Below are 25,517 nucleotides of genomic sequence, written 5' to 3'. Positions count from 1 at the left end.
ATTATGGAATTAATTAAAACAAATACCCTGAATTATTTTTATAATCCAGCCGTTGACTCCGCAACATGTAAGGGTAAAATAATTTTTGTACATGGGTATAACGCTAGTCCTCATTACTTCTTTTTAGTAGATAAATATTTTCGGGACTATGATTGCTATTATGTTGGTTTGCCAGGGCATGGTTTAACTTCTTCGAAATTATTAACTAAGGTATCTATTCTTGAAATGGCTAAAAGTCTAGTTGATTTTGTGAATGAATTAAAAATAGAAGAATTTTATTTAATTGGCCATTCATTAGGTGGTGCTATTAGTTGTCTTGTCAATCAGATGATTCCTACACGCATTAAGAAGTTAGTCTTAGCAAATAGCTATTATGAAGGTTTTAATAAATATCTTTTTAACTTAATTTATTTATTCCCCCGTTTTTTAAAAAACAACCCAGCAAAAACGGTTGAACTATTATATTATGATTTTCGAAATAATTCGAACATAAACCCGGAAACCCGCTTTGAAAAACAACACCGACTTTTCCATGAAAAACCTGGTTTTTTAAAGAAATTAATGCTAAATACGGCTTTTGCCTTTAAAACGCGGATAACACTAAATAAAGCGCAAGCAAATTTACAAAATACACCTACCCTTTTAATTTATGGAGATGCCGATAAAATCATTGATCCGCATGGAAGTTATCGGAAATTTAACCGTCCTAAAAACAAAATTTACCAAATTCATTTTGATGAAAGCGGTCATTTACCACACGTTGAACAACCTAGTGCTTTTGCCAAAAAGATTATTTGTTTTTTTGAACATAATGACTTTGATGAAAGTGATATTGAGTGTGACCACTAATGCCAAAGATTAAACAACAACCACTGTTCATTGTGTTCGAAGGAATTGATGGAGCAGGCAAAACAACAATTATCGAACAATTAAAGATTAAACTAGCACAAGACCAGCTGATTGATGCTTTCATTTTTACGCGTGAGCCAGGCGGATATAACAATCAAACTTGTGAAACTATTCGCTCATTTACTCACCAAAACTTAGCTTTTTTTGACAATTTAACATTAGCTTATTTGTACGCAGCTAGTCGTAACGAGCATTTGCTGAAAACAATTAAGCCTGCGTTAGCAGAACAAAAAATTATTATTTGTGACCGTTTTGTACATTCATCATTAGTTTATCAATCGGACGCTCGAACAAGCATGCAAAAAGTTCATGATGTTAATAAAATAACAATCAACGATTTTAGAGCTGATTATATTTTCTATTTTAAAGCGGATGCTAAAAAAGCTATGGAACGAATTGCTCTTGGTAATCAAAAAAATCGTGAATTAAATTTCTATGATCAACAAAAAAGTGATTTTTATGATTCATTAATTGAAAAATATGATCACGCATTTGCTCAATATTTCCAACCTAAAAACAGACACATTATTATTGATGCGAACCAAAATATTGATGATGTCTTTCAAGAAACATATGACCAATTAATGGCCATTTTAAAGGTTTAATATGCACCACGCTAATTTATTGATTATTAATTCGCAAGTTGATTACCTGCAAGCCATTAAAGAAAAAATTATTAGCTTTTGAAAAGAAAAATCTATTCCGAACCTAACCGAATATATTAATAAACTAACAAGTAATAATTATGCTGACTTATTAATTTACGACGGTAGTAAAATGAAGAAACAAGATAGTTTAGACCTACAAAATCGTTTCCTAACGCAAGGTTTAGAAGCTCTTAATGATAAATTTTATATAATCGTTAATATTGACCAAACGTCAAGCACTGTGTGTAACTCACTTTTAAAATTTATTGAACAACCACCTTTACACACTTATGGTTTTTTTACTACTAATCAGTTAAACGCTGTTTTGCAAACGATTACTAGTCGATGCAGTATTCAAAATATTAAAAGTCATGCAGACACCCAAGTTAACCCTAAACTTCTAAATGTTTTTAATGACTATCTTTTATATCAAACATATAATCAAAACAAGACCATAACACTTTTTGAGGATTGAGTTGAAAAAGTAGCTGATCCTAATCAATTTAATTTTTTAAAACAAGAATTTAAAAATCAAACCAACGAAGTTTTATATTACTTCCTACGTTATTGTTTTTATTTTTTGAACCTTAATATGAGTCAAAAAAACGAACTCTACGAATGGATTAATATTTATCAAGACTTAAACTTTAATAAAACAAGTTTGTTAGCCTTGCTAATTAACTTATTTTATTAATACACAAAGAAAGGAATCATCTTATGTTTGCAACGATTGTCGCCTTAGCCACAGCAAATCTAAATGCTGCTATTCATATTATTCGAATTTCAGGGTCTAAAGCCTTTGAAATTATTAATAAGGTCTTAAACAAAAAAGTCCCTTATGTTGGAAACAGGATATTTTATCGATATATCCAGGACGAACATAAAACATATGATGAGGTTTTAATTAATACCTTTACTAATCCTCATAGTTTTACAGGTGAGGATAGTATCGAAATAAATTGTCATGGTGGTGTCTTAGTTGCTCATATGATTATTGAATTATTAATTAAAAACGGGTGTGAATATGCTCAACGTGGAGAGTTTTCCCGTCGGGCTTTAATGAATAAAAAAATGGATTTAACAAAAGTAGAAGCCATTAATAATTTAATTCACGCGCAAAACGAAATAACCATTAATGCCAATATTAACGCTTTAAAAGGTTGAGTAGGTGATGATTTAAAAAAAGTGCGTAAGCAACTTTTTGAAATCATTGGGCAAATGCAGGTTAATATTGACTATCCTGAATATGATGATGTACCCGAAATTGATGAACAAACATTAATTAGTAAGTTGCTAATAATGAATGCTGATATTAAGCAACTACTTGAACGTTCAACGCGTTATATGCCAATTAATGATGGTATTAAAGTGTTAATTATAGGTCAACCAAACGTTGGTAAATCTACACTATTAAACGCTCTAGCTAATGAGGAAAAGGCCATTGTAACAAATATCCCAGGAACTACGCGTGATGTCATCGAAACAGTTATTAATATTGATGGGTTTACCCTGAAACTTTTTGATACAGCAGGAATCCATCAAACAGATGATCAGATTGAACAGTATGGGATAAACAAGGCTTTAAATTTAATTGACAAAGTTGATTTAATTTTATATTTAATTGATAATGATGAAATAGATCACAAGATTTATGATCAAATCAAAAATAGAGTACATTTAATTGTGCATACGAAAAAGGATTTACAGTCAAAATTTAACCAACGTTACATTTATATTAATGCACAAAAAAATGATATTCAAGATCTAATTGATGGTATTAAAGAACAGTTCAAAGTTAATGAATTTGCCGATGTAAACGTTAATGTTTTATCATCACACCGCCAAATCGGTTTGCTTAAACAGGTGCATGAAATGTTGAAACAATGTATTGTTAGTTTAGAAAACGGAGCAACTATTGATTTGGTTTTAGCAGATTTAGAAATTGCGAACATAAAATTATTAGAAATATTAGGCGAAAATAAAGAATATGATTTCTTAGATGAATTATTTGCAAATTTTTGTTTAGGTAAATAAAATGAAAAAATGAGATATGATCGATTTAATCGATACCCACACCCATACCAATATGACACCACTACAAGAAGAGTTTGATGAAATCGCTCAACATGCGCTAGAGAACAAAATTGGGTTCAATATTGTTTCGTGTGATCGAATTATGTGTGAATTAGCTGTTAAACAAGCTGCTAAATATGCACATATTGTTGCATCGATTGGCATTCACCCAACTGAATTAGCAGATATGACAGACGCAGACTTATTGTTTTTAGAAAAATTAATTATAGAACATCGTGATCAAATAGTTTGTATCGGTGAAATTGGTTTAGATTATTATCATGAATTACCATATGATAAATCTGTACAAAAATACTGATTTAAAAAACAATTAGAATTAGCTTTAAAATATGATTTACCAGTGAATTTGCATATTCGTAATGCTCATGATGATGCCATTGAGATTTTGCAGGAATATCAAATTAAGAAGGCTATCATTCATTGCTTCACGGATGCATACAAATATGTACTAATTTACAACAGCCTAGACTATTATGTTTCTTTCCCGGGTGTAATTACTTTTAAACCGACGAACAATAACAATATTAGTGAACTACACCAATGTATTCAGGCTGTAAATATTAATCGTTTATTAGTTGAAACAGATGCGCCCTTTCTAACTCCCGCACCTTTACGCGGTAAAACAAACTATCCTTATTATGTAGTGCACACAGCTAATAAAATGGCAGAAATTTTAGGGTATGAGATGCGCGATTTGTATAGCATTTTAAAAGCAAATGCTTTGCGAATTTTTGGATTTAAAAAATAATATGGTTAGCACGCGCTAACCTTTTTTAATAAACTTGTATATATAAATAAAATTATTATATAATTAGGAATGAGTAAAGTAATACTCACAAACGTTGATAATTAAGGGAACAAAAAAATGAAAAAAACAAAATTTAAAAAATCACTTTTATTAGGATTTTTAGGAACTGCAGTAACAGTTGGTGCTGTGGCTGCAATTGCTACAAGTTGTGGTAATGAATCTGGTGATAGTAAAGATACTACAACTGGTACTACAACTGGTAACACATCAGGTAATACAACTGGTACTACAACTTATGTATTAGAAACTTTCTATAAAGCAACACCAGATAGTAATACATCTTCATATGTTGCTACAATGAATTCATTAATTGATGATGGTGCTCGTTTTATTCTAGCTTCAGGATATACATTTGACAAACCACTTGCTAACTCATTAGGTGAAGATGAAGGGTTAAAAGAAGGAACTGTTGTTGGATTAATTGACCAAAAATATAACGGAAAAAAAAATTATGACCGAATTGCATCTGTAGAATTTAGAACAGACCACGGTGGTTTTGCTGCTGGGATTGCTGCTGCATACTACTTAAATGCTAACCAAAGCGATTTCACTAACGACAAGAAAAAAACTCTTAAATGAGGTGGATTTGTTGGCCAAGGATACGCTTCGACTTTAAGTTTTATTAAAGGATTCCAAGAAGGTGTAAATTACGCTAACGAAAAACTTATGGGTAAAGATATCCCACAAGATAAAGATGCAAAAACAATTAAAAAATGAATTAAAGTTGAACAAGCATCTGCTGGAAATAGCTATGCTTCAGGAGCATGAGGTCCAGGTGAAGGAACTGTTAAAACAATTGTTTCACAATTAATTTCAAATGGTGCAGATATTATTTTACCTGTAGCCGGTGGTCAAACTGTGGATGTAACTGATGCTGCTGCAACAAATAGCGCTCGACCAATTTTAGCAATTGGGGTTGACGTTGATCAAGAAAAGAATGTAACTTTAAATAAAGACAGCCAAACATTCAAACAAGTTAACGAAGGTAAAACAATTTTATTCTCTATTAAAAAAGAAGTTTCATTAGCTGCTGAAGCACTTGTAACTAACGCTCTTGACCCTAAACCATTAACAGGTGAAGCAACAAAAAATGCTTTACGTTTAGGAACTCACTCATTAGTTGGATTTGAACAAGAATCATACTTTAAAGGTAAAGCATTAGTAGGAATTTCTGAACCAGGGAAAAAATACTTAATTAATGCTTTAAAAACAGCGGGAATCCCAAACGTTACTGATTATGATTCAGCAATTAATGCTTTAGTAGATTCTAATCAATTCGCTAAATTAACTGTAAGTAATACTTATGTCGGAGCAAATGGTGTTAAAATGCCTTATGAATTTAATGAAACTACTTTCCTTGATGCTGACGAAACAAAACGTAAATCATCAGAAAACTTCAAAAATACATGAAACGCTGCTAAAAACAACGACGAAAAAGCTAAATTGGTAAAAGTGGCATTGGGTGATGCAGGTTCTAGAATTGATGACCAATCATTCAACCAAAGTACATATGAAGGTTTAAAGAGTTTCTACGAAACTAAAAACATTATTATTCCATCTCCAACTGGAAAAAAATAATTCAAAATCTTATTAATTAACGGAGTCTTACAAACGAATGCAAAACAAAAATAATAACGATGTTTTTGCAATTGAAATGCACCAAATTACCAAAACATTCTTAAATGGAAAAATCGTAGCCAACAAAGATGTAGATTTATTTGTGAAGCGTAATGAAATTCATGCGATTATTGGTGAAAATGGTGCTGGTAAATCAACTTTGATGTCAATTTTATTCGGCATCTATAAACAAGATTCAGGTTTAATTAGAATTAATGGTGAAACTGTCAATTTTTCATCAGCTAAAGATGCTAATAAATACGGTATCGGTATGGTGCATCAGCACTTTAAACTAATCGATTCATTAAGCGTTTTAGACAATATAATATTAGGAAGCGAAGAAGCTGGTATTGTGAATGTTATTCCACGACGTTCAATTACTCGTAAGCTAACTAATATTATTTCGTCTTATAATTTCAAATTAGACCTTAAAAAGAAAGTTTCCAATTTAACGGTTGGGCAACAACAAAAAACAGAAATCTTAAAATTATTATATAAAGATATCGATATTTTAATTTTCGATGAACCAACAGCAGTTCTATCTGAAGACGAAATTCAGTCCTTCTTAGAAATGTTGTTAGACTTCAAAAGAGACGGTAAAACAATTGTCATCATCACCCACAAATTTAATGAAATTAAACAAGTGGCTGATAGTGCAACAGTTATTCGTCGTGGCCAATTTATTGACCGGTTTGATGTTAAAGACAAAACGATACCTGAAATGGCTGAATTAATGGTGGGTCGAAAATTAGTTGAAATTAAAAATGAGGATGAATACCAACCTGAAGGTAAAAAAGTTGTCTTCAAGGTTGAAAACCTAAACCTATTTAAGCAACTAAAAGCTTCTAGTAATGATGAAACAAAGATGTTAAACTTTCAAATTCACGAAGGTGAAGTCTTTGCGATTGCTGGTGTTGAAGGAAACGGTCAAAGCCAGTTAGCATTAATTATTGCTGGTTTAGCTAGCGCAAACAGCGGAGCTAAAATTATTCTTAACGGTGTCGATATTACCAAATTTTCAATTGCGAAACGGTACAAATATGGTCTCTCACATATTCCAGAAGACCGTCATAAACATGGATTAATCCTAGATGACACTATTATGATGAATAGTGTTTTACAAGAACTTAACCAACCACCCTATAGTCATTATGGTTTCTTAAATAACAATAAAATATTAGAAAAAGCCATCGATATTATTAATAAATATGATGTCCGTGGGACTGTTATTGGTGACAACCTAGCGCGAGCACTAAGTGGGGGTAATCAACAAAAATTAATCGTTGGTCGTGAGATTGAACGAAAACATGATTTAATTATTATGGCTCAACCGACAAGAGGGTTGGACCTGGGGGCAATTGAGTTTATACATGAACAAATATTGCGCGAAAAACAAAAAAATAACGCTGTTTTATTAATTTCTTATGAATTAGATGAAATTCTAAGTATTGCGGACACAATCGCTGTAATTCATAATGGACATTTCATTGGTTACGGAAGTTCACAAGAAATGACAAAACAACGAATTGGAGAATTGATGGCAGGTGAGCACAATGCATAAATACGCACGCAAATTAGCGTTTCATAAGATTTTTTGTAGTTTACCAGCGAAAAATAATTACAAAAAAACTCTGTCGACAATTTTTGCCATTTTCATTTCCATTATTGCCGTAACTATTTTTATGGGAATTATTGGTTATGATCCGAAAGATTTTCTACAACGTTTATTTACAAGATGAATTGGATCTTATGAAATTTATTTAAATAAGGTTGCTGTGGTCGGAATTGCAGCGCTATCATTTATTTTTGCCTTTAAAGCCGGTTTATTTAATATTGGTATTTCAGGACAAATGATTGGCGCTGGTTTAGTCATGATTGTTGTCGTCCGGCATATGCAAATTAGCCACCTAAATGTGCCCAATGGGGTAGGACAACTTTTATTATTCCTAGTTGCTCTTATTTCTGGAGCCATGATTACGATTTTTATTGGAATTTTAAAAATCTTTTTAAAAATTAACGAAGTGGTTTCCTCAATTCTTTTAAACTGAGTTATTTACTTTATTGCTAAATTCACAATTTTAAAAGCAAATAATGGGTTGTATGCCCAAAATGCCACTGTTCCCCAAGGATCAGTTAACATTCAATGAAACTTTGCTTTAAATGGCCTAGTTCCCGGATATGGATATTTATTTGCTTTAGGAATTTTCATTATATTAGCGATTGGAGTTTTTGTCTTATTGAAATTTACAGTTTTCGGACAAAAAATCCTTTCAGTAGGGCGTTCATTTGACGCTTCTAAATATGCTGGTTATAAAACACGAACAATAGCAATTTCAACATTTGCTATTTCAGGAATGTTAGCTGGTATTCTAGGATTTGTTCTTTATACAGCTAATAGTCAAGGACAAGCAGTAGCTGTAAAGGATAACGTGGACATTCTACCTAACGAGGGTTATGATGGTATTGCCATTGGATTAATTTCTCTAGCCCATCCTCTAGCAGCCATTCCGATTGCTTTCTTCGTCGGTCTTTTACAATTTGGGGCCGATTATTTAGGGGGAGCCTTCCCAGCTGAGGTGAGTGGATTAATTATTTCGTTCATTATGATTGGGGCTGCCATGTTTATTTTATTTGAGAAGATAACCCCGATTTATTACATCATTCGCTGAGTGTATGGTAAAAAAGGTTTAGATGATTACAAGAATTATGAAAATAAACTAAATGCTATTATCTCTTCTTATAACGGACTTTATGTTCGTCATAAAAAAGCCTACAAAGATGCTTTAAGTGAAATTAAAACGCGCGTTAAAAACACAAACGTCGATAAAGAAAAATTACAGCTATTAATTAAATTAGTTCATCAATACTATGGATTAATCTTTGATAAAGCATATAACGAATATGTTCAAGCAACAAAAATTAATTATCAACAATTACAAAAACACTGATTAATGCAAAGTGTTAACAAAACATTCTTCCCAGAACAACAAACATTGCATAAAGCGAAACTATTCTATCAACGTATTTCCTTAAAACACTCGAAAAAAATCAGTGGTTTACGTGACAAATTACTTTTAGACAAAGAAACAATGTTACGAAATGCTTTAAATTTCTTTAAACAACATTCTAAAGAAATCGGTTTTGATTACAATGAATATCTAATGTATGTTCGTCGTAATCACTATGAAATATGATCAGTTAACGCTGAAAACTTAGCTGACTTCAAACACATTTTCTTAGATTCAAAATTCAAAGAAATTGCAGATAAAAAAGAAATTACCAACGAAAATTGAGAAAAATTACAAACAATGATTAATGTAGATGAATTTTTAAGTCACTTTGATCCAGAAATTAAATCAATTTACGAAATTCTTGCACACAAACAAAAAATTACGCATGATGAATGATTACGTGTAGGTGCTTATTTAAAAGGACGAGATAAACACTTTAGAACCATCTTCGCTCTTTATGTAAAAACTTACAAACAATATCAAAAACTTCTTGATCAAAATAATGATTTCATCGGAGAAGCTAAAGCGTATATGAGTCAGCACTTACGACTACCTAAAAAACAAAACATTGAACGTGTTTATAAATTTAGTTTACGTCGTGCGCAAAAAATTGGTTTAGAGACAAGTCAAAATAGTTTATTACTGATTTGATTGAAAACCTCTTATCAACAAGCTCTTGAAGCAAATAAAACAAAAATTATAGAAAAGGCGGTTATTTAAAATGGCTTATACAGCATTAGACTTTAACTTAACAACGCTGATTCTATTTATTGGTGTTTTTAGCTTAGGAGCAATGAGTGGTTATTTCAGTGAACGTGTCGGGATTGTAAATATTTCCGTAAACGGACAAATGATTTTTGGTGCGCTCTTCTTCACTATTGTAGCCTTTAGTATGAAAAACAGCTCTTCGGTTTTTAGTGAAGGGAAAAACTTTGAATATAGTTTAATCTTGCCACTAGTAGTCGCTGGTATTGCGACGATTCCGGTTGGTTTATTATTCGGATTTTTAACAATTAAATTAAAAACCGACCAAATGATTGCTGGTACAGCGATTAATTTATTAGCTACAGGTGTTGCTTCGTTTGTATGCAACCCCATTGCCAAGAGTATTACAAATTATCAAAAAACAAGTTTAACAAGTGACTTCCGTGGTTTCTTGGAAGTCTATGACAAAAATGGTCAACCAATCTTCTATTTTAGTGCCTTAATTATTTTGATTGCGATTATCTTAATCATCTTCGCATTCTACTTTATGATGAAGAAAACACCATTTGGTTTACGTTTATATGCGATTGGGGAAAACCCTAACGCAGCAGACGCTCAAGGGATTAACGTTCATAAATACCAATGAATTGCTATTATGATTTCAAGTATCTTTGCCGGATTCGCTGGAGGATTATTCATGTATCAACGTGGAGCAGCCTTCTATGGAACGGTCGATGGTATCGGATTCCTATCAATCGCCATTCTAATTGCTGGTGGTTGAAAGATTCCATTAATTATTATTATGTCTATAGTTTTTGCAAGTATTAAAAACATTATTCCTGGACTCGTCAAGAACGAGCATTACACACATATTATAAAAATCATTCCATATATGATTACTATGATTGGAATGATAGCCTTTGCAAGGTATTCGAATGCACCCAAAAACGCGGGGATACCTTTTGACAAAACCAAACGATAGAAAAAAAGAGCTTAACGGCTCTTTTTTTATTTTTTTTGGCATTATAACATATAAAGATAAAAAAATCTCAATTATAGCTTATTAAAATACGTAAAAATATAATAATCAAAAAAAGTGGAACATTTTATTGACTTTTTTGTTTTTCGGGGTTTATAATATAGTTATTAAATGAAAAAAGCGAGGTTTTTATCATGACTTATATTAAATTATCGTCAAACAATTTAAATTGTGGTTCTTGCTTACATAATTTGCAAGGTATTTTAGATAATAAACATTATCAAGATATTAGCATTAATTTGTTAGATCGAACTTTTTCATTTCATTTCGATGAACAAGCAGAACAAAAAGAAACTGTATTAACTGATATCAAAAAGAATGGCTTTGACAATATTGTATTAGAAGAATTTGTTTATTAATAACTTATGTTTAAAAATATAAAAAACAAAATAAACTCATGATCACCGGCTAAAAAGTTATATGTCAAAGAATTAAGTATTGCTTTAAGTGCGTTGATCATTAGTTTGCCTTTAATGATCTTTGAAATCCTTTTCATGTTTTCATCACATAACGTGATGGGAGTGAAAGGATTTTTAATTTATAACTGAATTATTTTTTGCCTGAGCTCATTTGTTATTTTCGGTTTAGGATATCGGTTTTATCGTGATGCCTTTTATGAAGTTTTTAAATGAAAAAAAATTGGCTCAAACCTGCTGGTTTTTGTTTCCACATTTGTAGCATATATCTATTCTTTATACGCGTTGATTAACAATCAGATACATTATGCAATCAAAACCATGGGCTTTTTTGAAACAGCCTGTATGATCGTAGCTACTATGCTGGTAGGGGGATTAGTTAATGCTCGTATCAAATTGAAAGCTAATCAAGATTTAAGTAAGTTAAATGAATTAGATATTAAAATGTACAATGCTTATGACGAAACCACTAAAACGCACACTAAAAAAGTAGTTTTTGCTGGGAAAGTTAACGAATTAGTATTTGTACCTAAAGGTGGAATCATCCCCTTCGATGGGCAATTATTATCTGATTTTGCTGATGTTGATGAATCATCATTAACAGGTGAAGCACGACCTATTTTAAAAGCTAAAGGACATGAATTAATAGCTGGAAGCATTAATTTAGGTGAAGGTTTTATCTTTAAAATCACTAAAAAATATTTAGACTCAACAATCCACAAAATTTTAAGCAAGATTAGCGATATCGAAAAAGCTAAACCAAAGGTGCAAAAGATTGCTGATAAATTAGCAATTTGATTTACACCCCTAATTATTGCCATGGCTATTTTATCTTTTGTATTACAAGTTTGCATTCCAAGTATTCAAATGTGGGATGTTTACTTCTTTAATACTCACCAAGTGGCGATTGGTGATAATATTGATCCTCATTTAATAACTTTAGATGGATTGATTGTTGACTATGATAAAGCGGTGCACGTGGCGATTTCTGTTTTAGTTGTATCGTGTCCTTGCGCCTTTGGGATTGCTATCCCATTGGCCGTTTTGATTGGATCAGCTAAAGCAGCGCGCAATGGGATTGTGTTCAATGATGTACAGATTTTTGAAAAAATTAAAAAAGTTACTGCAGTAGCTTTTGATAAGACAGGAACACTGACTACAGGTGTTCTTAAAGTTCAAAAAATATATGGTGACAAGCAGTATCTACCATTGATATATCAATTAGAAAACGTTTCATTACACCCTCTTGCAAAATCTTTCATCGCCTATTGTTTACAAAATAATATAATTATCGCCGATCAAAGTGTTGAAATTCAAGAACGAGCGGGTGTAGGGATAATTGCCAACAATGGTCAAGATCAGTACATATTAACGAACAAAAAATATTTATTAGATCATGGATATGATTTTAATGAACTCGAAATTTCAAAGATAAATGAACCAGAAGATGAATTAGTTTCGGCAGTCTATTTAGCAGTTAATAATGTAGTGAAGACCATGATTACATTTAGCGATGAAATTCGCCAAGATGCCTATGAAGCAATTCAAATTTTAAAAACTTATAAAATTAAAACATATGTAATTAGTGGTGACAATAAAAAAACTGTCCAACGCTTAGCTAAAGAATTACAGATTGATGAGTACTATGCTGAAGTTAAACCAGAAGAAAAAGCAGCCATTATTGAAAAGATTCAAAAGCAAAAAGAAATTGTGATGTTTGTAGGGGATGGTATTAATGATTTACTGGCACTAAAACAAGCTGATTTAGCGATTGCGACCGGCTCAGAAAATCAAGCAGCAAATGCGGTATCAGACGTTAATTTAATTAATCAGGATATTATTAATATCGCTAAATTAATTAAAATTACAAAACAAACAAGATTATTTATTTTACTAAATCTTTTGTGGGCATTTGGTTACAATCTGTTATTTATTCCGTTAGCTGTTTTAGGTATTATTCCCCCTTTTATATCGATTTTAATTATGACAACATCAGATATTGCTGTTGTTGGAAACTCCATCGTTTTCAAAAGTTTACCTTTAAAAATGCACAAGGATAAACAAATAAAGAGCAAACTTCTCTAAAAGTATGCTTTTTCACCCTTTCCTTAATAGACTTTTTTTGTTATAATTAAATAGTTTATTTTCTTTAAATAAACGCTCTTGTTAATTTCATGTAGATTAACTATTAAAAATATCCAAAGGAGTAAAGAAACTATGGCAAAATATGAAATCATGCTTGTTGTTCGTGGAGATTTAGATCAAAACGAAGCAAACAATGTAGCAAACGAATTAAAAGCAACACTTAAAGGTGTTAATGTTGAAGAAAACAATTACGAAGGTTTACAACAATTAGCATACGAAATTAAAAAAGTGAAAACTTGCTACCGTTATGTATATAACTTTGAAACTGAAGACGCTTCATTGATTAATGAATTCCGTCGTTTAGCTGTAATTAATAAAAATGTGTTACGTCACATTATTATTAATTTAGAAAAAGATTACGGTTACAAAGCAACAATCAATCCTAAGAAGATTGAACGTAATGAGAAAAAAGCGGTTGTTTTTGAAAAGCAACAAGCCGAACGTGAAGAACGTGAAGCGCGTCGTGCTGCTGAACGTGCAGAACGTCAAGCATTACGTCAAGCTAATGCAAACAACCAAGAAGAATAAAACAAATTTTTTGTTTTTAAAATAAGGACTAAATAATATGAATAAAGTATTTCTATTCGGTAACTTGGCCCGAGACCCGCTTCCATTAAAGGAAACAAGCTCAAGCAATGCTTACACTCGAATTACTGTCGCGGTAAGTAACCGTAGCACAGCAAATCCCAACACTGATTTTATTTCATGTACAGCTTGAAATAAAACTGCAGAATTTATTACTAGCTACTTACACAAAGGCGATAGCGTCATTGTTGAAGGTTCACTAGTAACAAGCAATTATGTAAATAAAAACGGAGAACGCGTTTATGATTTATCTGTTCGTGTTGATCGTTTACAAAGTGTGCGTAAGGCCAATAATAACCAACCAAGTCCTTCATTTAATAACCATTCAATAAATGATGTTTCAATGTCTGAGCCTATGGGGAACCAAAATTCAACATTTAGTGTTTCAGAATTGGACCAAGAAGATGATTTTTTTGATTGAATCAATCAAGAAAAATAAGATAGGAGCTAATTATGGCAAATTATAATAATTTTAATAAACGTCGTCCACGTAAAAAAATTTGTACTCTTTCTGCACAAGGGATTGAACACGTTGATTACAAAGACACTGAATTACTTTTACGTTTTATTAACAACAACAACAAAATTTCACCACGTCGTGTAACAGGTTGTTCAGCGCGTATGCAAAGACGTGTAGCTAACGCAATTAAGCGTGCACGTTTTGTTGGTTTATTACCATTCGTTAAAGAATAATATTTTTAAACAATAACAAACGAAAATATCTGAATTAGATGTTTTCGTTTTATTTATAATATAGAATAAGAGGTGTTATTTTATGAAAGTTATTTTACTAATAGACGTCCCTAATGTCGGGAAGAAAAATGATGTCGTGGAAGTATCTGATGGGTACGCTAAAAACTTTTTAATTAAAAACAAAAAAGCGGTTTTATTTACTCCCACATCTTCACACCACTTGGCAAATGATTTAGATAAGTTAGATGCAATTGAACAAGAAAAAAGATTGCAAGCCTCAATTATCAAAAAAACAATTGAACAAGAAGTGTTGAAATTTGAATTGAAAACAAACAATGACCAAGTGTTTGGAACAATTACAAACAAACAAATTATCGATAAACTAAACACAATTACAGACAACAGTATTACTAAACACATGATCAAAAAACCAAATAATTTAGAAATAGGTATTTTTGAAGTTGAAGTAGTATTATACAAGGACATTGTCGCTAACGTCAAAATTAATGTTAGTGCGAAAAATTAATGGAAACAGATCAAACAACGAATGTTTTGATTAATGAAGATGACGCAGCAATTTTTAATCGAAATCAAGAAGAATTAGCTTTTGCTGAGAAACACATTATTGCAACATGTTTACAAAACAACGCAGCCATTGAGGATATTCGTACGAATTTAGAACCTCAGCATTTTTTAAGTGTTGTTCCACGAGTGATTTATACTCAAGTATTAGCTTTGAATCATCATAGTAACATGAATGCGATTAATGATGCAACTATCATTAACCAATTACGTACATGTAAAGAATTTTTATCGAACCAAACACTTTTCTACAACTATTTAAATGATGTTCAAAAGATTAGCTATTATGTTGAACATGTCCACACTTCTATTCGTATTGTAAAGAATGCGTATATCAAAAACCGCTTAGATAATTTATCAAAAACGATTTTAAAAAGCAATATTGCTATCAGCAATTCCAAAAATTATTTTGATAAGTGACTAACTGAGTTCCGAGAAGTTTTATTAAACCAAGACGCAGAACAAATTGATGATATTAAAGACGTGGCACAGGCCTATTATGAAAACATGTTGGAAATTAGACAACAAGGTTTCAATCATAAGGCTATTATGTCAGGCTACAACGAATTAGACAAACTCACTAATGGTTTTAAACCAGGCCAACTAATTGTTTTAGCAGCGCGAGCGGGGATGGGTAAAACATCTTTTGCTTTGAATATTATCCATAATATTATTCCAAGCATTCAGGCCTACAATGCCAATCAAACAGAAGAAAAAGAAAAGAAAAAAATCTTATTTTTTTCATTAGAAATGAATAAGAAACAAATTTTAGATAAATTCACGGCTTTAGAAACAGGGATTAGTGCGCGCAAGTTCTATGCCAAAAATATCGAAATTCACAATAACCAAAAAATTGAGAATGCAATTGAAAAAATTAAATCATATCCCCTACAAATTGCTGATCAAAACATTAATACAATTAATAGTATTGAATCACAGATATATGATTTACACAAAAAGAACAAAATTGCTTTAGTTGTTATTGACTATTTACAATTAATCAATTCAGAACGTAAAACTAACCAGTCGCGTGCGGAACAAGTAGCTAAAATTTCTAATACACTGAAGCGATTGTCTTTAGATTTAGATATTCCTATTATTGCGGTAGCCCAATTAAATCGTTCGGCAGAATCGAATAAAAATGCTCCGCCGGTTAATGCTGCCCCATGACAAAAATCGTTTAATCAAAACCAAACAGCCAGTGTTCCTGTACAACCACCATTACTATCTGATTTAAAAGAATCTGGAGCCATTGAACAAGATGCTGACTCTGTGATATTCATTTATTATGATCGTTATAAACAAATTGATTTTAATAAAAAAGATAGTGGTAACCCAGATGCAACTAAAGAGCTAGCTAACATGGTATCAACCAATGTTTTAGTAGCGAAAAATAGAGAAGGACCGATTGGTCAAGTAAGTCTTTTATTTCAAAAAGATACTGGTCATTTCTACGGAAAATAAGGAGTTTTTATGAAAAAAACAATAAAAAGAAAAATTTTATGAGCAAGTCTAGCTGGATTGTTTGTTTTAAGTACAGCTATGATTGCTTCGGCATGTTCTTCGACGGCAAAACCGGGGGTTAGCGAAGCGTTTTTAAATTATAATGCTTCAACAAATAATAACGAATTTGGCAAAGTAGCTATGAAAGTTAATATTGACCAAAAAAACCCACGTAATAAATCAATTCATGAATTTGTTTTTGGTAAACAAAATAGCGTTTTAAAAGACGAATATTTTGCTATTGGTGATTTAAATTACACTTACACAAAAGACAACAAACGTTATGATGCTAAAAATAACGAAATTGACGCTGATGGATTCTTATTGCAAAATGATGCTGCGGGGATTATGAATAAACAATCTGTTTGAAACAAAAAAGATTTTGACCAAGCAGGTTATTTAAAACCTTTCAATATGGATATGATTCGTTCAGAATTAGTTCGTCAAGTTTATAACAAATTAGAATACCCTCAAAAAACAGACGACAACGCCTTAGAACCGACAACTTTTTTACCGAATAATTTGGTAATTAACAATAATTTTAACCAAGCTTTATTTAGTTCAAATTTATTAGAAATTAATAATTTGGCCAATTTATATAATCATTTATTAGTGACGGACAGCGTTTATACACACCTGACATCATTCACAGATCTTTTGATCAAATATTTAAACCAAGATACTGGAACAAAGATTTTTAATTTTTATAATAAAACAAACAACCCGGTAGCGAAAGAATTTTTAGTTGGTTTAGCTGGTGGTGTAGGTGAAGGTAAATACACTTATAAATTAGCTTTATACAATATCGATTTTGACTACGAAATTGTACCTAATAATCCTCAAAGTGATTTAAAAAATGTATCAGATTTTGCTTTTGGAACAAAAGTTCCCACACATTATTTAGTGAATCCAGAAGACAATAATGTGTTAGTAAAAATCACAAACATAAAATTACAATATGCTTGATATGATTCATCAAGTAAGGTTGGTGGCTCATTTATGCTCCCTGACCAAGAATTTAATGAAACTGAACAACTTGAACGAATTAACGACCGTTTATCAGCAGCTAACAAGCGTATTTTCCCATCTCAAAAAGTTGAACATTTAGTTTATGATTTACCAATTAGTGATATTGTGATGAACTTCCGTCCATCAGTTTTAAGCTCTAATGTTTTAGATGAACAAGCAACTAATCAACAAATCCAAAAATGATCAACATTGTTAGAACGTGAATTAACAGATGACGAAAAGAAGGTTGCGCAAGTTTATGAACAATACTATGCGGGATCATTAGTTAAAGTGGATGCCTTTAATGTTTTAGGCTACAACTTGAAAAAATCATTAGAAGCTAAAAATGAAAAGACTAAGGCAGATGATGAAAAATTCAATGACCTAGCTTACTATCCACATGACCGAGGATTAGATGCGGTTTATCCTTATGCTTTCTATCCACAAGCGCAAACTTTTGTTACGCGAGACGATTTTGTTCGATCAGCTCTGTTTAATGAGTATGCTAAAAATTCAATGGAATCACGTCATTTATATGGTGAGGATGGCATTCATCACGATATGCAATTAGCTGCTTATAGTTTAAGTCATAAAAATGTTCCGGAAGGTTTAGAGTTTAACGAAACATTGACTAATGAACTATACACAGAATTCACTTCTTATGTGAAGTTAAACGATATGCAATCACCAACTGATCTGAAGGATTATCGAGTTGAATGAAATCTTGAAAGTCGTTTATTAAAGAACAATTAACAAAACCTTACATGCAATTGATTTTAAACAAGGTACAAGAAGCTCGGCAAACAACTAATGTTTTTCCTACTGAACAGGAAATGTTTGCGGCTTTTAGAGACTTGCCAATCAATGATACCAAAGTGGTGATATTAGGACAGGATCCCTATCCCACAAAAGGTTTTGCCCATGGCTTAGCCTTTAGTGCGCAAGCACAAGTTAAACAGTGCCCTAAATCATTACAAAACATTTTTAAAGCCTTATATAATGACCTAGGAATTACACGCACCCAAACAGATTTAAGTGACTGAGCAAACCAAGGCGTCTTATTGTTAAATACCATTTTGAGTGTTAACGAAAACGAGCCGCTCTCACATGCCACATTTGGTTATGAACAATTAATGCAACATGTTTTTATGCAATTACAGCAAACAAAACATGTTGTTTACCTTCTTTGGGGGCGCAATGCACAATCATACACCCCTTACATTAATGCTGAAGAAAACTTGGTTATCACAAGTTCACACCCCTCACCATTAAGTGCCTATCATTCATTTTTGACAACCAAACATTTTTCGCAGGCGAATGATTATTTAATAAAGCATAAGAAGGGTTTAATTAAGTGGTAAAATTAAAGACAAGGAGTGAAATATGCAAGTTCTACAAAGTATGTTAACGGCGAACACAAGCACAAACCCTGTTGACACAGGGATTCCTGGTTGAAAAATATCGTTAATATTTTTATCTTTTTTAATAGTTTTTATCCTTGTAACAATTATTAAAAAAATTTATTATTCCTTTCGTTACCAAAAACGTTATTACATTATTCCTAAAGTTTCAGTTAAAGGAATTAGTAATATCGCGATGGTTATTTCGATTTCGGTAGCTGTTATTATATTGCTAACAGTTTTATCGGCTAACACAGCATCAGTTATTTTTAGGGCTTGACCCGGAACAAGAGTAACTCTTGAAGGAATCTTGATTAAAATTGGTGGGCTGTTATTTGGTCCTATTTTGGGGATTTTTATTGGAGCTATGACTGATTTATTATCAGTTGCTCTAACTGCTGGGGTTTTCCATTATGGTTATTTAATTGCTGCAATGGCCTTTGGTTTAATTGGTGGTTTAATTCGAATTATTTTAACAACAAGTAAACGAAAAGATGTTATTTTTGCCATTTATAGTTCAATAGCCACCCTAATTATTGGTGCAGGAATTTTATTATTTTTAAAATTCGCGACAGGCAATGAAGGCTTTAAGATTGATTTATTCGGTTTAAATATTGCCTTAACAACTAACCAAATGATGATGATTATCGGTTCATTCTTTGTGCTCTCTATTGCCATCGTCTGATTGGCTTTGGGTTTAAAGAAAATCTTAGCTAAGACATATAAAAACCATAAAAAGAAACATAAACAAGACTGATTTATTATTTTCACACCAGTTTTTGTCACTGTCATATTAACAGAAACAATTGTGAACGTGATGATGCTACCATCGTTTGATGCAGAATTATCAAGTTTAAAATATTCACAATGATTATCTATTCGGTCAATTTTATTAATCCCCATGGTTGTTTTCAATTTATTCTTAATATACCCAATCTTCAAAATTGTAGTACCACTAATTAAATACGATTATGAAAAAGACGTTGTTGAAGACAAAAGCGTTCCCGTTTATGTGGATTAGAAAAGGAGAAATAAATGAGCAATTATATTAAAAAAGCCATCGACGCTGCTATGTTTAGTGCCGGCGAAGATGAAGAACAAATTATTACTAACAAAATTAATAGCCTAAGAGAAGATGTGCAATTATTTGATCGTTTTATTAAAGAAACAACGCCATGACATGTCTATATTGCTGCTAGTCCAACAAACACTTTTAGAGATGATAAATTAGTTTATAATAATCCACGCGCCTTAGATAGTTTTATTGAAGTGCAAAATGGTTATGGAGTTTTAAAGAATGAAAAGTAAGACAATTTTAGAAATTCACAACGATCTTTTAAATGAATCAACTAGTGTTGTTGAATTAGTTCAACAAGCAATCAAACAAGACGAAAGCGTGAAAAATTTAAACGCAGTTATTACGACGAATTATGAGGAAGCATTAAAGCAAGCAGCAACGCTTGATAAAATGCCCAACGATCAAAAAAACGATCCATTATTTGGAATTGTTTATTCACTAAAGGATAATATTTGTACAAGAAATTTAAGAACGACAGGTGGGTCATTATTTTTAGATAAATATGTTCCTGTCTATAACGCGACTGTTTATGATCGTTTATTAACAAATAATGCAGTTTTATTAAATAAATCTAATTTGGATGAATTTGGTTTAGGTGGCTCAGGTTTATATTCAGCTTATGGTCAGGTTAAAAATCCTTTAAACTCTGAACAAGTAGTTGGAGGATCTTCTAGTGGTTCAGCTGTTTTAGTACAACAAGGTGTTGTTCAATTCGCCATCGCAACAGATACAGGTGATTCAATTCGCCGACCAGCTTCGATTATGGGGATTATTGGTTACAAACCGACTTATGGTCTAATTTCTCGTTATGGTGTTTTACCTTATGCGCCATCAATGGACCATGTTGGTATTCTAGCGCGTCATGTGGAAGATGTGGCAGTGGTTTTAAATGCTGTAACCGGCTATGATGATAAAGATAATACAAGTATTGATACAAACAAAAATTATTTAACTTTATTACAAAAAAAAGATATTTACACAATTGCTGTTTTAAAACCATCCTTAGATGAATTAAAAGACCCAGCGATTAAAAAGCTTTTCAAAGATAAAATTGATCAGCTGGCTGTGGAATACACAATACGCGAAATTGATTTTGATTATGATATGATCAAAACAATTAATTCGGTTTACCAAATTATTTCGTATACGGAAGCTTTAAGTTCATACGCTAATTTATCAAACATTACATTTGGTCAACATGATGTAGAATACAACAACTACGAAGATTTAATTAAGACAGTGAGAACCCAATTCTTAGGTCAAGAATTAAAACATCGTTTTGCCATTGGTGCTTATGTTTCAACACCACAAAATTTCGATGAATTTTTAATTCGTGCAATGAAAATGCGTCATGTATTAGTTAGTGAAATTAATAAAATTCTTGAATCATATGATTTTGTCCTTTCATTAGGAGCATATGATTATGCTGAAAAAGTAAGTGACGTTTTAGCTCATGAATACGAAGCACCTATTTTAGACAACATTTTACAACTAGCCAATTTTGCTGGTCTACCTTCTTTAACAATTCCTTTCATTAGCAATGAAAATGGTAATATTGGTTTAAATATTACAAGTGGTTATAACAATGATGATATTTTGCTAAACATTGGATACCAAATTAATTTATTAAATAAGAACGGAGACCACCATGCGTAATTTTGAAGTTGTTATTGGAATTGAAGTGCACTGTGCGCTAAATACTAAAACGAAAATGTTTTCTAATGCTTTACTAGACCACGAAGCACCGGTTAATACAAATATCAATGAAATTGACTTAGCTTTAGTGGGGACAATGCCAAACGTGAATATGCAAGCAATTCATAAAGGTTTATTTTTAGCTAAAGCGTTACACATGCAAACAAACCATAAATTTATTTCTTTTGATCGTAAACACTATTTTTATCTAGATTTACCCAAAGGATACCAAATCACTCAACAATATTATCCAATTGGTTATAGTGGTTTTTTAGAAATTAAAAACGAACATAATCAAATGCAAAAAATTCGGATTAATCGTATTCATATTGAAGAAGATACTGCGAAACAAACCAATTTAGATAATAAAGTTTTATTAGATTACAACCGTGCTGGTTGACCATTAATTGAAATTGTTTCGGAAGCTGATATTAGAAGTGCAACCGAAGCTGCTAGTTATTTAGAAGAATTACGTAAGATTCTACTTTTCCATAATATATCAGATGCCAAAATGGAAGATGGATCTATGCGTGCAGATATTAACATTTCAGTGCGTTTAATTGGGGATAAGAATTTTAATAATAAAGTAGAAATTAAAAATATTAACTCTATTTCGAATGTTATTAAGGCGATTGAATTCGAAAAACAACGACAAATCAATGCTTTATTAGCTAATGAAACAATTAAACAACAAACGCGTCGTTATGACGATCAAACGCAATCAACAATTTATATGCGTGATAAAGGTGATGCTATTGATTACAAATACATTCCCGAACCAAATATTGCCCCAATTTCATTGAGTGATGATTATTTAAACGAGCTATATCTACAACAACCCCAAACAATTAATGATGTACGTAATCATTTCTTAAACGAACAATTAAACCCTGAATTCATTGAAAACTTGCTAGCTGATCAAGAATTATTTGAAGCTTTCAACTATGTTAATAAGCAAGTGCAAGCAACAGTATCTGTTTATAAATGAGTTTGTTTAGAATTCTTAGGGCTAATTAAGAAAGATAATAAATCTTTAAAAGATATCAGCAAAGATCTATGAGATAAAATTGCTACAATGATTAGTATGTTCGAAAAGGGCGAAATCAATGGTAAGCAAGCTAAGAGTTTATTAGAAGAGATTTATAAAACAAACAAAGACCCGAAAGTCTTGGTTAAAGAATTAGGTTATGAACAAATTAGTGATCCAGTTGTTCTTGAACAATTATTATCAAAAATTTTAAACGAAAGCCTTGATAAAAAAGAACAATTCAGTGATCGAGCTGATCGTTATGAAAAATATGTTATGGGTATGCTAATGAAAGAAACTAAAGCACAAGCCAACCCAGTTATTAGTTATGAAGTTTTAAAGAAACTATTAGGACAATAAAAAACAAACATAAAACAAAAAACACTCCTTTATGTGAGTGTTTTTTGTTGTTATATATAACAAAGCCTTAGCAGACTTGTTTTAAGCGTTAGAGAGTATTTTAAAGCAGTTGTGTCCTGGTTTTTAAAGTACTGGTACAAAAAAACCACCTTGCATAGGTGGTTTTAATTTGTTTTAATCAACTAGATTATATTCAAAAGTGAATTCATTCTTTTCATCAGGTGATTTAAAGAATTGTTTTAAAGTTGGATCATATTTATTTTGTGCATTATAAATTTTTGTTTCGATAAACAAGTAATTTCGTTTAATAACATATAAATCTTTTTTACTTACTTTTTTGTTTTTTAATTCGGTTAAAAGATTGTTTAATCAACCTTGTTTTTCTTGCAATTTATTTTGTGTGATTAGTTCTTTCACTGGTTGCACTGAATCTTGAGGCTTTTTCAAGAATTCTTGAATAGCTTTTAATTGATTTAAGTTAGTTTGTTCATCTGATGTTTTTTCATAAGCAGAAGATAAATCTCTCACAAAGAAGTTAATTAAATTAACACTCATGTTTTTTAAATCATTCAATTGCATAATTTTATGAATATTGATAATTAAGTTATCATATGTTTTACGCACTTCTTGTAAAGCTAATAGAACGTTCTCGTTGTCTTTTTGCTTGAAAGTATCTAATTGTTTGTCTAAAACTTGTAATTTATCATTTAAGTCTTTCAATGGTTCAAAACCTAAAGCCACTTGATTTTTTTCTAAAATGGTTTTTAAAGCCTGACTTGTTAAATCTGTGTTTAAAATTGCGTTAACTTGATTCAATAAGTCATCAACTAGAGCCATTTTTTTAGCAATTAATGGTTTTGTATAAAGTTTATTAACTTCCATTTTGAAGAAGTCGTATTGGTATGTTCATACATAACCATTTACACCATGATAGATAGTTTCTAGTAAAGTATTTTTCTGAACATCATCAAGTGATTCGACATATTTAATAACTTTGTCTTTAAAATCAGTTCCAGATTGTTGATTAATCTTTTCTAAAATGTCAGCGGGAATTAATTTGTTTGCTGCTTCCATAATTTGCTTCTTTAAAGTTTCTAATTGTGTTTTTTCTTCGTCATTAAAGAAGTCTAATTGCATGCTTGAAGCTAGATCAATATATTTTGTACTTAAATAACCATATGGTGTATTTGTTTCGGGTAAATAATAACCAATGAATTCAGCAAGGATGCTAATTAATAATTGATCACGAGTGATTTGTTGGTCTGCTTCATAAGTGTGGCTTAAAAGTTGTTTTGTGTCTTTTAATAATTTTTCGTGCCCGAAGCTTTCAGGATCAATGTAATTAATTAATTGTAAAGTACGTGTTTTAACGTCTTCATCAATTGTTGAGTTTTCCGGTTTAATTTGACTTTTTTGGTCTGCTGTAGCTTTTAGATTTGCAAACAATAAGTTTGTTAAATCTAATTTTTCATCCAAGTCATTATTTAATGCTTGAATTAAAAAGTTTTTGAAAACTACATCATAAGATATTTGATTTGTTAAAAGTGTTTTTTCTGAGCTGAATTGTTCTTTGGTGATTTTATCCTGAATAATAGTTTGAATGCTGATGTTAGTAGCATTTTGAATATTGAAATTAATAGCGGCATCCAAAGAATTGATTGCCATTTTGCTACTGCTTGCTTCTAAGTCTAAAATCTTATACAACACTTTAGAGTATTTGTTTGAAACCAATTTGAATGACTGATTAGGACTGATAATAATTTCAACTTCATCAGTAATAGTTTTATATTTATCATTGATTTTTGGAAACTCTAAATAGAAATCGACTTGGTTAGTTAGTGGATTATGTTTAATGCTTGATTCCAATGCTTTTGAAGATTGGTTAGCATAAACCTTCTTAGTTGGTTTATTTGCTGTCTGCACCGGTTTGACAATAACGCTAAAAGTCGTTTTTTTAATCAATTCAATCGTGTTTTCGTTGCGGTATGGAACAGACACGTGCACATATAGCCGATTGTCTTTAACCATCGTGTCTTTAACCTCTAATGTAAGATCGGCACGATCTACACCACACGCAGCTGCCACAGCAATAACTGCGGTACTAACGATAGCACTTCCTAGACATAATCCGATTATTTTTTTATTACTTTTTTTCTTTTTCATAATTAAGTTTTCCATTTCTGTGTATATTTAAA

General features: G+C 31.4%; 23 protein-coding genes. 22 read left to right on the top strand and 1 reads right to left on the bottom strand.

Annotated elements, in window-relative coordinates; translation table 4 throughout:
• Positions 1-3 precede the first annotated feature (3 nt).
• The 22 genes from OF376_RS01585 to gatB all read left to right on the top strand — a co-directional run bounded on the left by OF376_RS01585 (position 4) and on the right by gatB (position 23,322).
• Complete coding sequence (locus tag OF376_RS01585; protein WP_263821774.1) at positions 4-849, top strand: alpha/beta fold hydrolase; 846 nt, start codon at positions 4-6, stop codon at positions 847-849.
• A complete protein-coding gene (tmk, locus tag OF376_RS01580; RefSeq protein ID WP_263821773.1) occupies positions 849-1,514 on the top strand; it encodes a dTMP kinase in 666 nt (221 codons plus the stop codon). The genes OF376_RS01585 and tmk overlap by 1 nt, the downstream gene beginning before the upstream one ends.
• Before the next feature lies 1 nt (position 1,515).
• Positions 1,516-2,250, top strand: a complete 735-nt coding sequence (locus OF376_RS01575) for a hypothetical protein (protein WP_263821772.1) — start codon at positions 1,516-1,518, stop codon at positions 2,248-2,250.
• A gap of 23 nt (positions 2,251-2,273) precedes the next feature.
• On the top strand, positions 2,274-3,590 hold the full coding sequence (mnmE, locus tag OF376_RS01570; protein ID WP_263821771.1) for a tRNA uridine-5-carboxymethylaminomethyl(34) synthesis GTPase MnmE: 1,317 nt from the start codon (positions 2,274-2,276) through the stop codon (positions 3,588-3,590).
• Position 3,591: 1 nt separating this feature from the next.
• Positions 3,592-4,398 (top strand): TatD family hydrolase, encoded by an 807-nt coding sequence (locus OF376_RS01565; protein ID WP_263821770.1) that lies wholly within the window; start codon positions 3,592-3,594, stop codon positions 4,396-4,398.
• 117 nt (positions 4,399-4,515) lie between these two features.
• Positions 4,516-6,036 carry a BMP family ABC transporter substrate-binding protein gene (locus OF376_RS01560; protein ID WP_263821769.1) on the top strand — a complete coding sequence of 507 codons (1,521 nt, stop codon included), beginning with the start codon at positions 4,516-4,518 and terminating at the stop codon, positions 6,034-6,036.
• 37 nt (positions 6,037-6,073) lie between these two features.
• On the top strand, positions 6,074-7,636 hold the full coding sequence (locus OF376_RS01555; RefSeq protein ID WP_263821768.1) for an ABC transporter ATP-binding protein: 1,563 nt from the start codon (positions 6,074-6,076) through the stop codon (positions 7,634-7,636).
• On the top strand, positions 7,629-9,806 hold the full coding sequence (locus tag OF376_RS01550; protein ID WP_263821767.1) for an ABC transporter permease: 2,178 nt from the start codon (positions 7,629-7,631) through the stop codon (positions 9,804-9,806). Before OF376_RS01555 ends, OF376_RS01550 begins: the two co-directional genes overlap by 8 nt.
• A 1-nt stretch (position 9,807) precedes the next feature.
• Entirely contained in the window at positions 9,808-10,773 is a 966-nt protein-coding gene (locus OF376_RS01545) for an ABC transporter permease (protein ID WP_263821766.1), read from the top strand.
• A 191-nt stretch (positions 10,774-10,964) separates the two neighbouring features.
• Positions 10,965-11,189 (top strand): copper chaperone, encoded by a 225-nt coding sequence (locus OF376_RS01540; RefSeq protein ID WP_263821765.1) that lies wholly within the window; start codon positions 10,965-10,967, stop codon positions 11,187-11,189.
• A gap of 6 nt (positions 11,190-11,195) precedes the next feature.
• Entirely contained in the window at positions 11,196-13,331 is a 2,136-nt protein-coding gene (locus tag OF376_RS01535) for a heavy metal translocating P-type ATPase (protein ID WP_263821764.1), read from the top strand.
• 132 nt (positions 13,332-13,463) lie between these two features.
• Positions 13,464-13,919 (top strand): 30S ribosomal protein S6, encoded by a 456-nt coding sequence (gene rpsF, locus OF376_RS01530; RefSeq protein WP_263821763.1) that lies wholly within the window; start codon positions 13,464-13,466, stop codon positions 13,917-13,919.
• Positions 13,920-13,956: 37 nt separating this feature from the next.
• Positions 13,957-14,415 carry a single-stranded DNA-binding protein gene (locus OF376_RS01525; protein WP_263821762.1) on the top strand — a complete coding sequence of 153 codons (459 nt, stop codon included), beginning with the start codon at positions 13,957-13,959 and terminating at the stop codon, positions 14,413-14,415.
• 14 nt (positions 14,416-14,429) lie between these two features.
• Complete coding sequence (rpsR, locus tag OF376_RS01520; protein ID WP_263821761.1) at positions 14,430-14,669, top strand: 30S ribosomal protein S18; 240 nt, start codon at positions 14,430-14,432, stop codon at positions 14,667-14,669.
• 82 nt (positions 14,670-14,751) lie between these two features.
• Complete coding sequence (gene rplI, locus OF376_RS01515; RefSeq protein WP_263821760.1) at positions 14,752-15,195, top strand: 50S ribosomal protein L9; 444 nt, start codon at positions 14,752-14,754, stop codon at positions 15,193-15,195.
• Positions 15,195-16,715, top strand: a complete 1,521-nt coding sequence (locus OF376_RS01510; protein WP_263821759.1) for a replicative DNA helicase — start codon at positions 15,195-15,197, stop codon at positions 16,713-16,715. The genes rplI and OF376_RS01510 overlap by 1 nt, the downstream gene beginning before the upstream one ends.
• Positions 16,716-16,724: 9 nt before the next feature.
• Positions 16,725-18,515 carry a hypothetical protein gene (locus tag OF376_RS01505; protein WP_263821758.1) on the top strand — a complete coding sequence of 597 codons (1,791 nt, stop codon included), beginning with the start codon at positions 16,725-16,727 and terminating at the stop codon, positions 18,513-18,515.
• Positions 18,479-19,123: a uracil-DNA glycosylase gene (locus tag OF376_RS01500; protein ID WP_263821757.1), complete on the top strand. Its 645-nt coding sequence runs from the start codon at positions 18,479-18,481 to the stop codon at positions 19,121-19,123. Before OF376_RS01505 ends, OF376_RS01500 begins: the two co-directional genes overlap by 37 nt.
• A gap of 22 nt (positions 19,124-19,145) precedes the next feature.
• Positions 19,146-20,183 carry a hypothetical protein gene (locus tag OF376_RS01495; RefSeq protein WP_263821756.1) on the top strand — a complete coding sequence of 346 codons (1,038 nt, stop codon included), beginning with the start codon at positions 19,146-19,148 and terminating at the stop codon, positions 20,181-20,183.
• A gap of 14 nt (positions 20,184-20,197) precedes the next feature.
• The gene (locus tag OF376_RS01490; protein WP_263821755.1) at positions 20,198-20,470 is read left to right on the top strand and encodes a hypothetical protein; all 273 of its coding nucleotides are present in this window, start codon (positions 20,198-20,200) and stop codon (positions 20,468-20,470) included.
• Entirely contained in the window at positions 20,460-21,896 is a 1,437-nt protein-coding gene (locus OF376_RS01485) for an aspartyl/glutamyl-tRNA amidotransferase subunit A (protein ID WP_263821754.1), read from the top strand. Before OF376_RS01490 ends, OF376_RS01485 begins: the two co-directional genes overlap by 11 nt.
• A complete protein-coding gene (gatB, locus tag OF376_RS01480; protein WP_263821753.1) occupies positions 21,889-23,322 on the top strand; it encodes an Asp-tRNA(Asn)/Glu-tRNA(Gln) amidotransferase subunit GatB in 1,434 nt (477 codons plus the stop codon). Before OF376_RS01485 ends, gatB begins: the two co-directional genes overlap by 8 nt.
• Before the next feature lie 174 nt (positions 23,323-23,496).
• On the opposite strand, the gene OF376_RS01475 is transcribed toward gatB, so the two are convergent.
• Entirely contained in the window at positions 23,497-25,485 is a 1,989-nt protein-coding gene (locus tag OF376_RS01475) for a hypothetical protein (RefSeq protein ID WP_263821752.1), read from the bottom strand.
• Between the last annotated feature and the right edge of the window lie 32 nt (positions 25,486-25,517).

The sequence above is a fragment of the Ureaplasma miroungigenitalium genome, from assembly GCF_025780085.1.
In the GTDB taxonomy this organism is placed as follows: Bacteria; Bacillota_I; Bacilli_A; order Mycoplasmatales; family Mycoplasmoidaceae; genus Ureaplasma; species Ureaplasma miroungigenitalium.
Note: the sequence above shows the minus strand (reverse complement) of the source record. Positions and strands in the feature narration are given on the sequence as shown.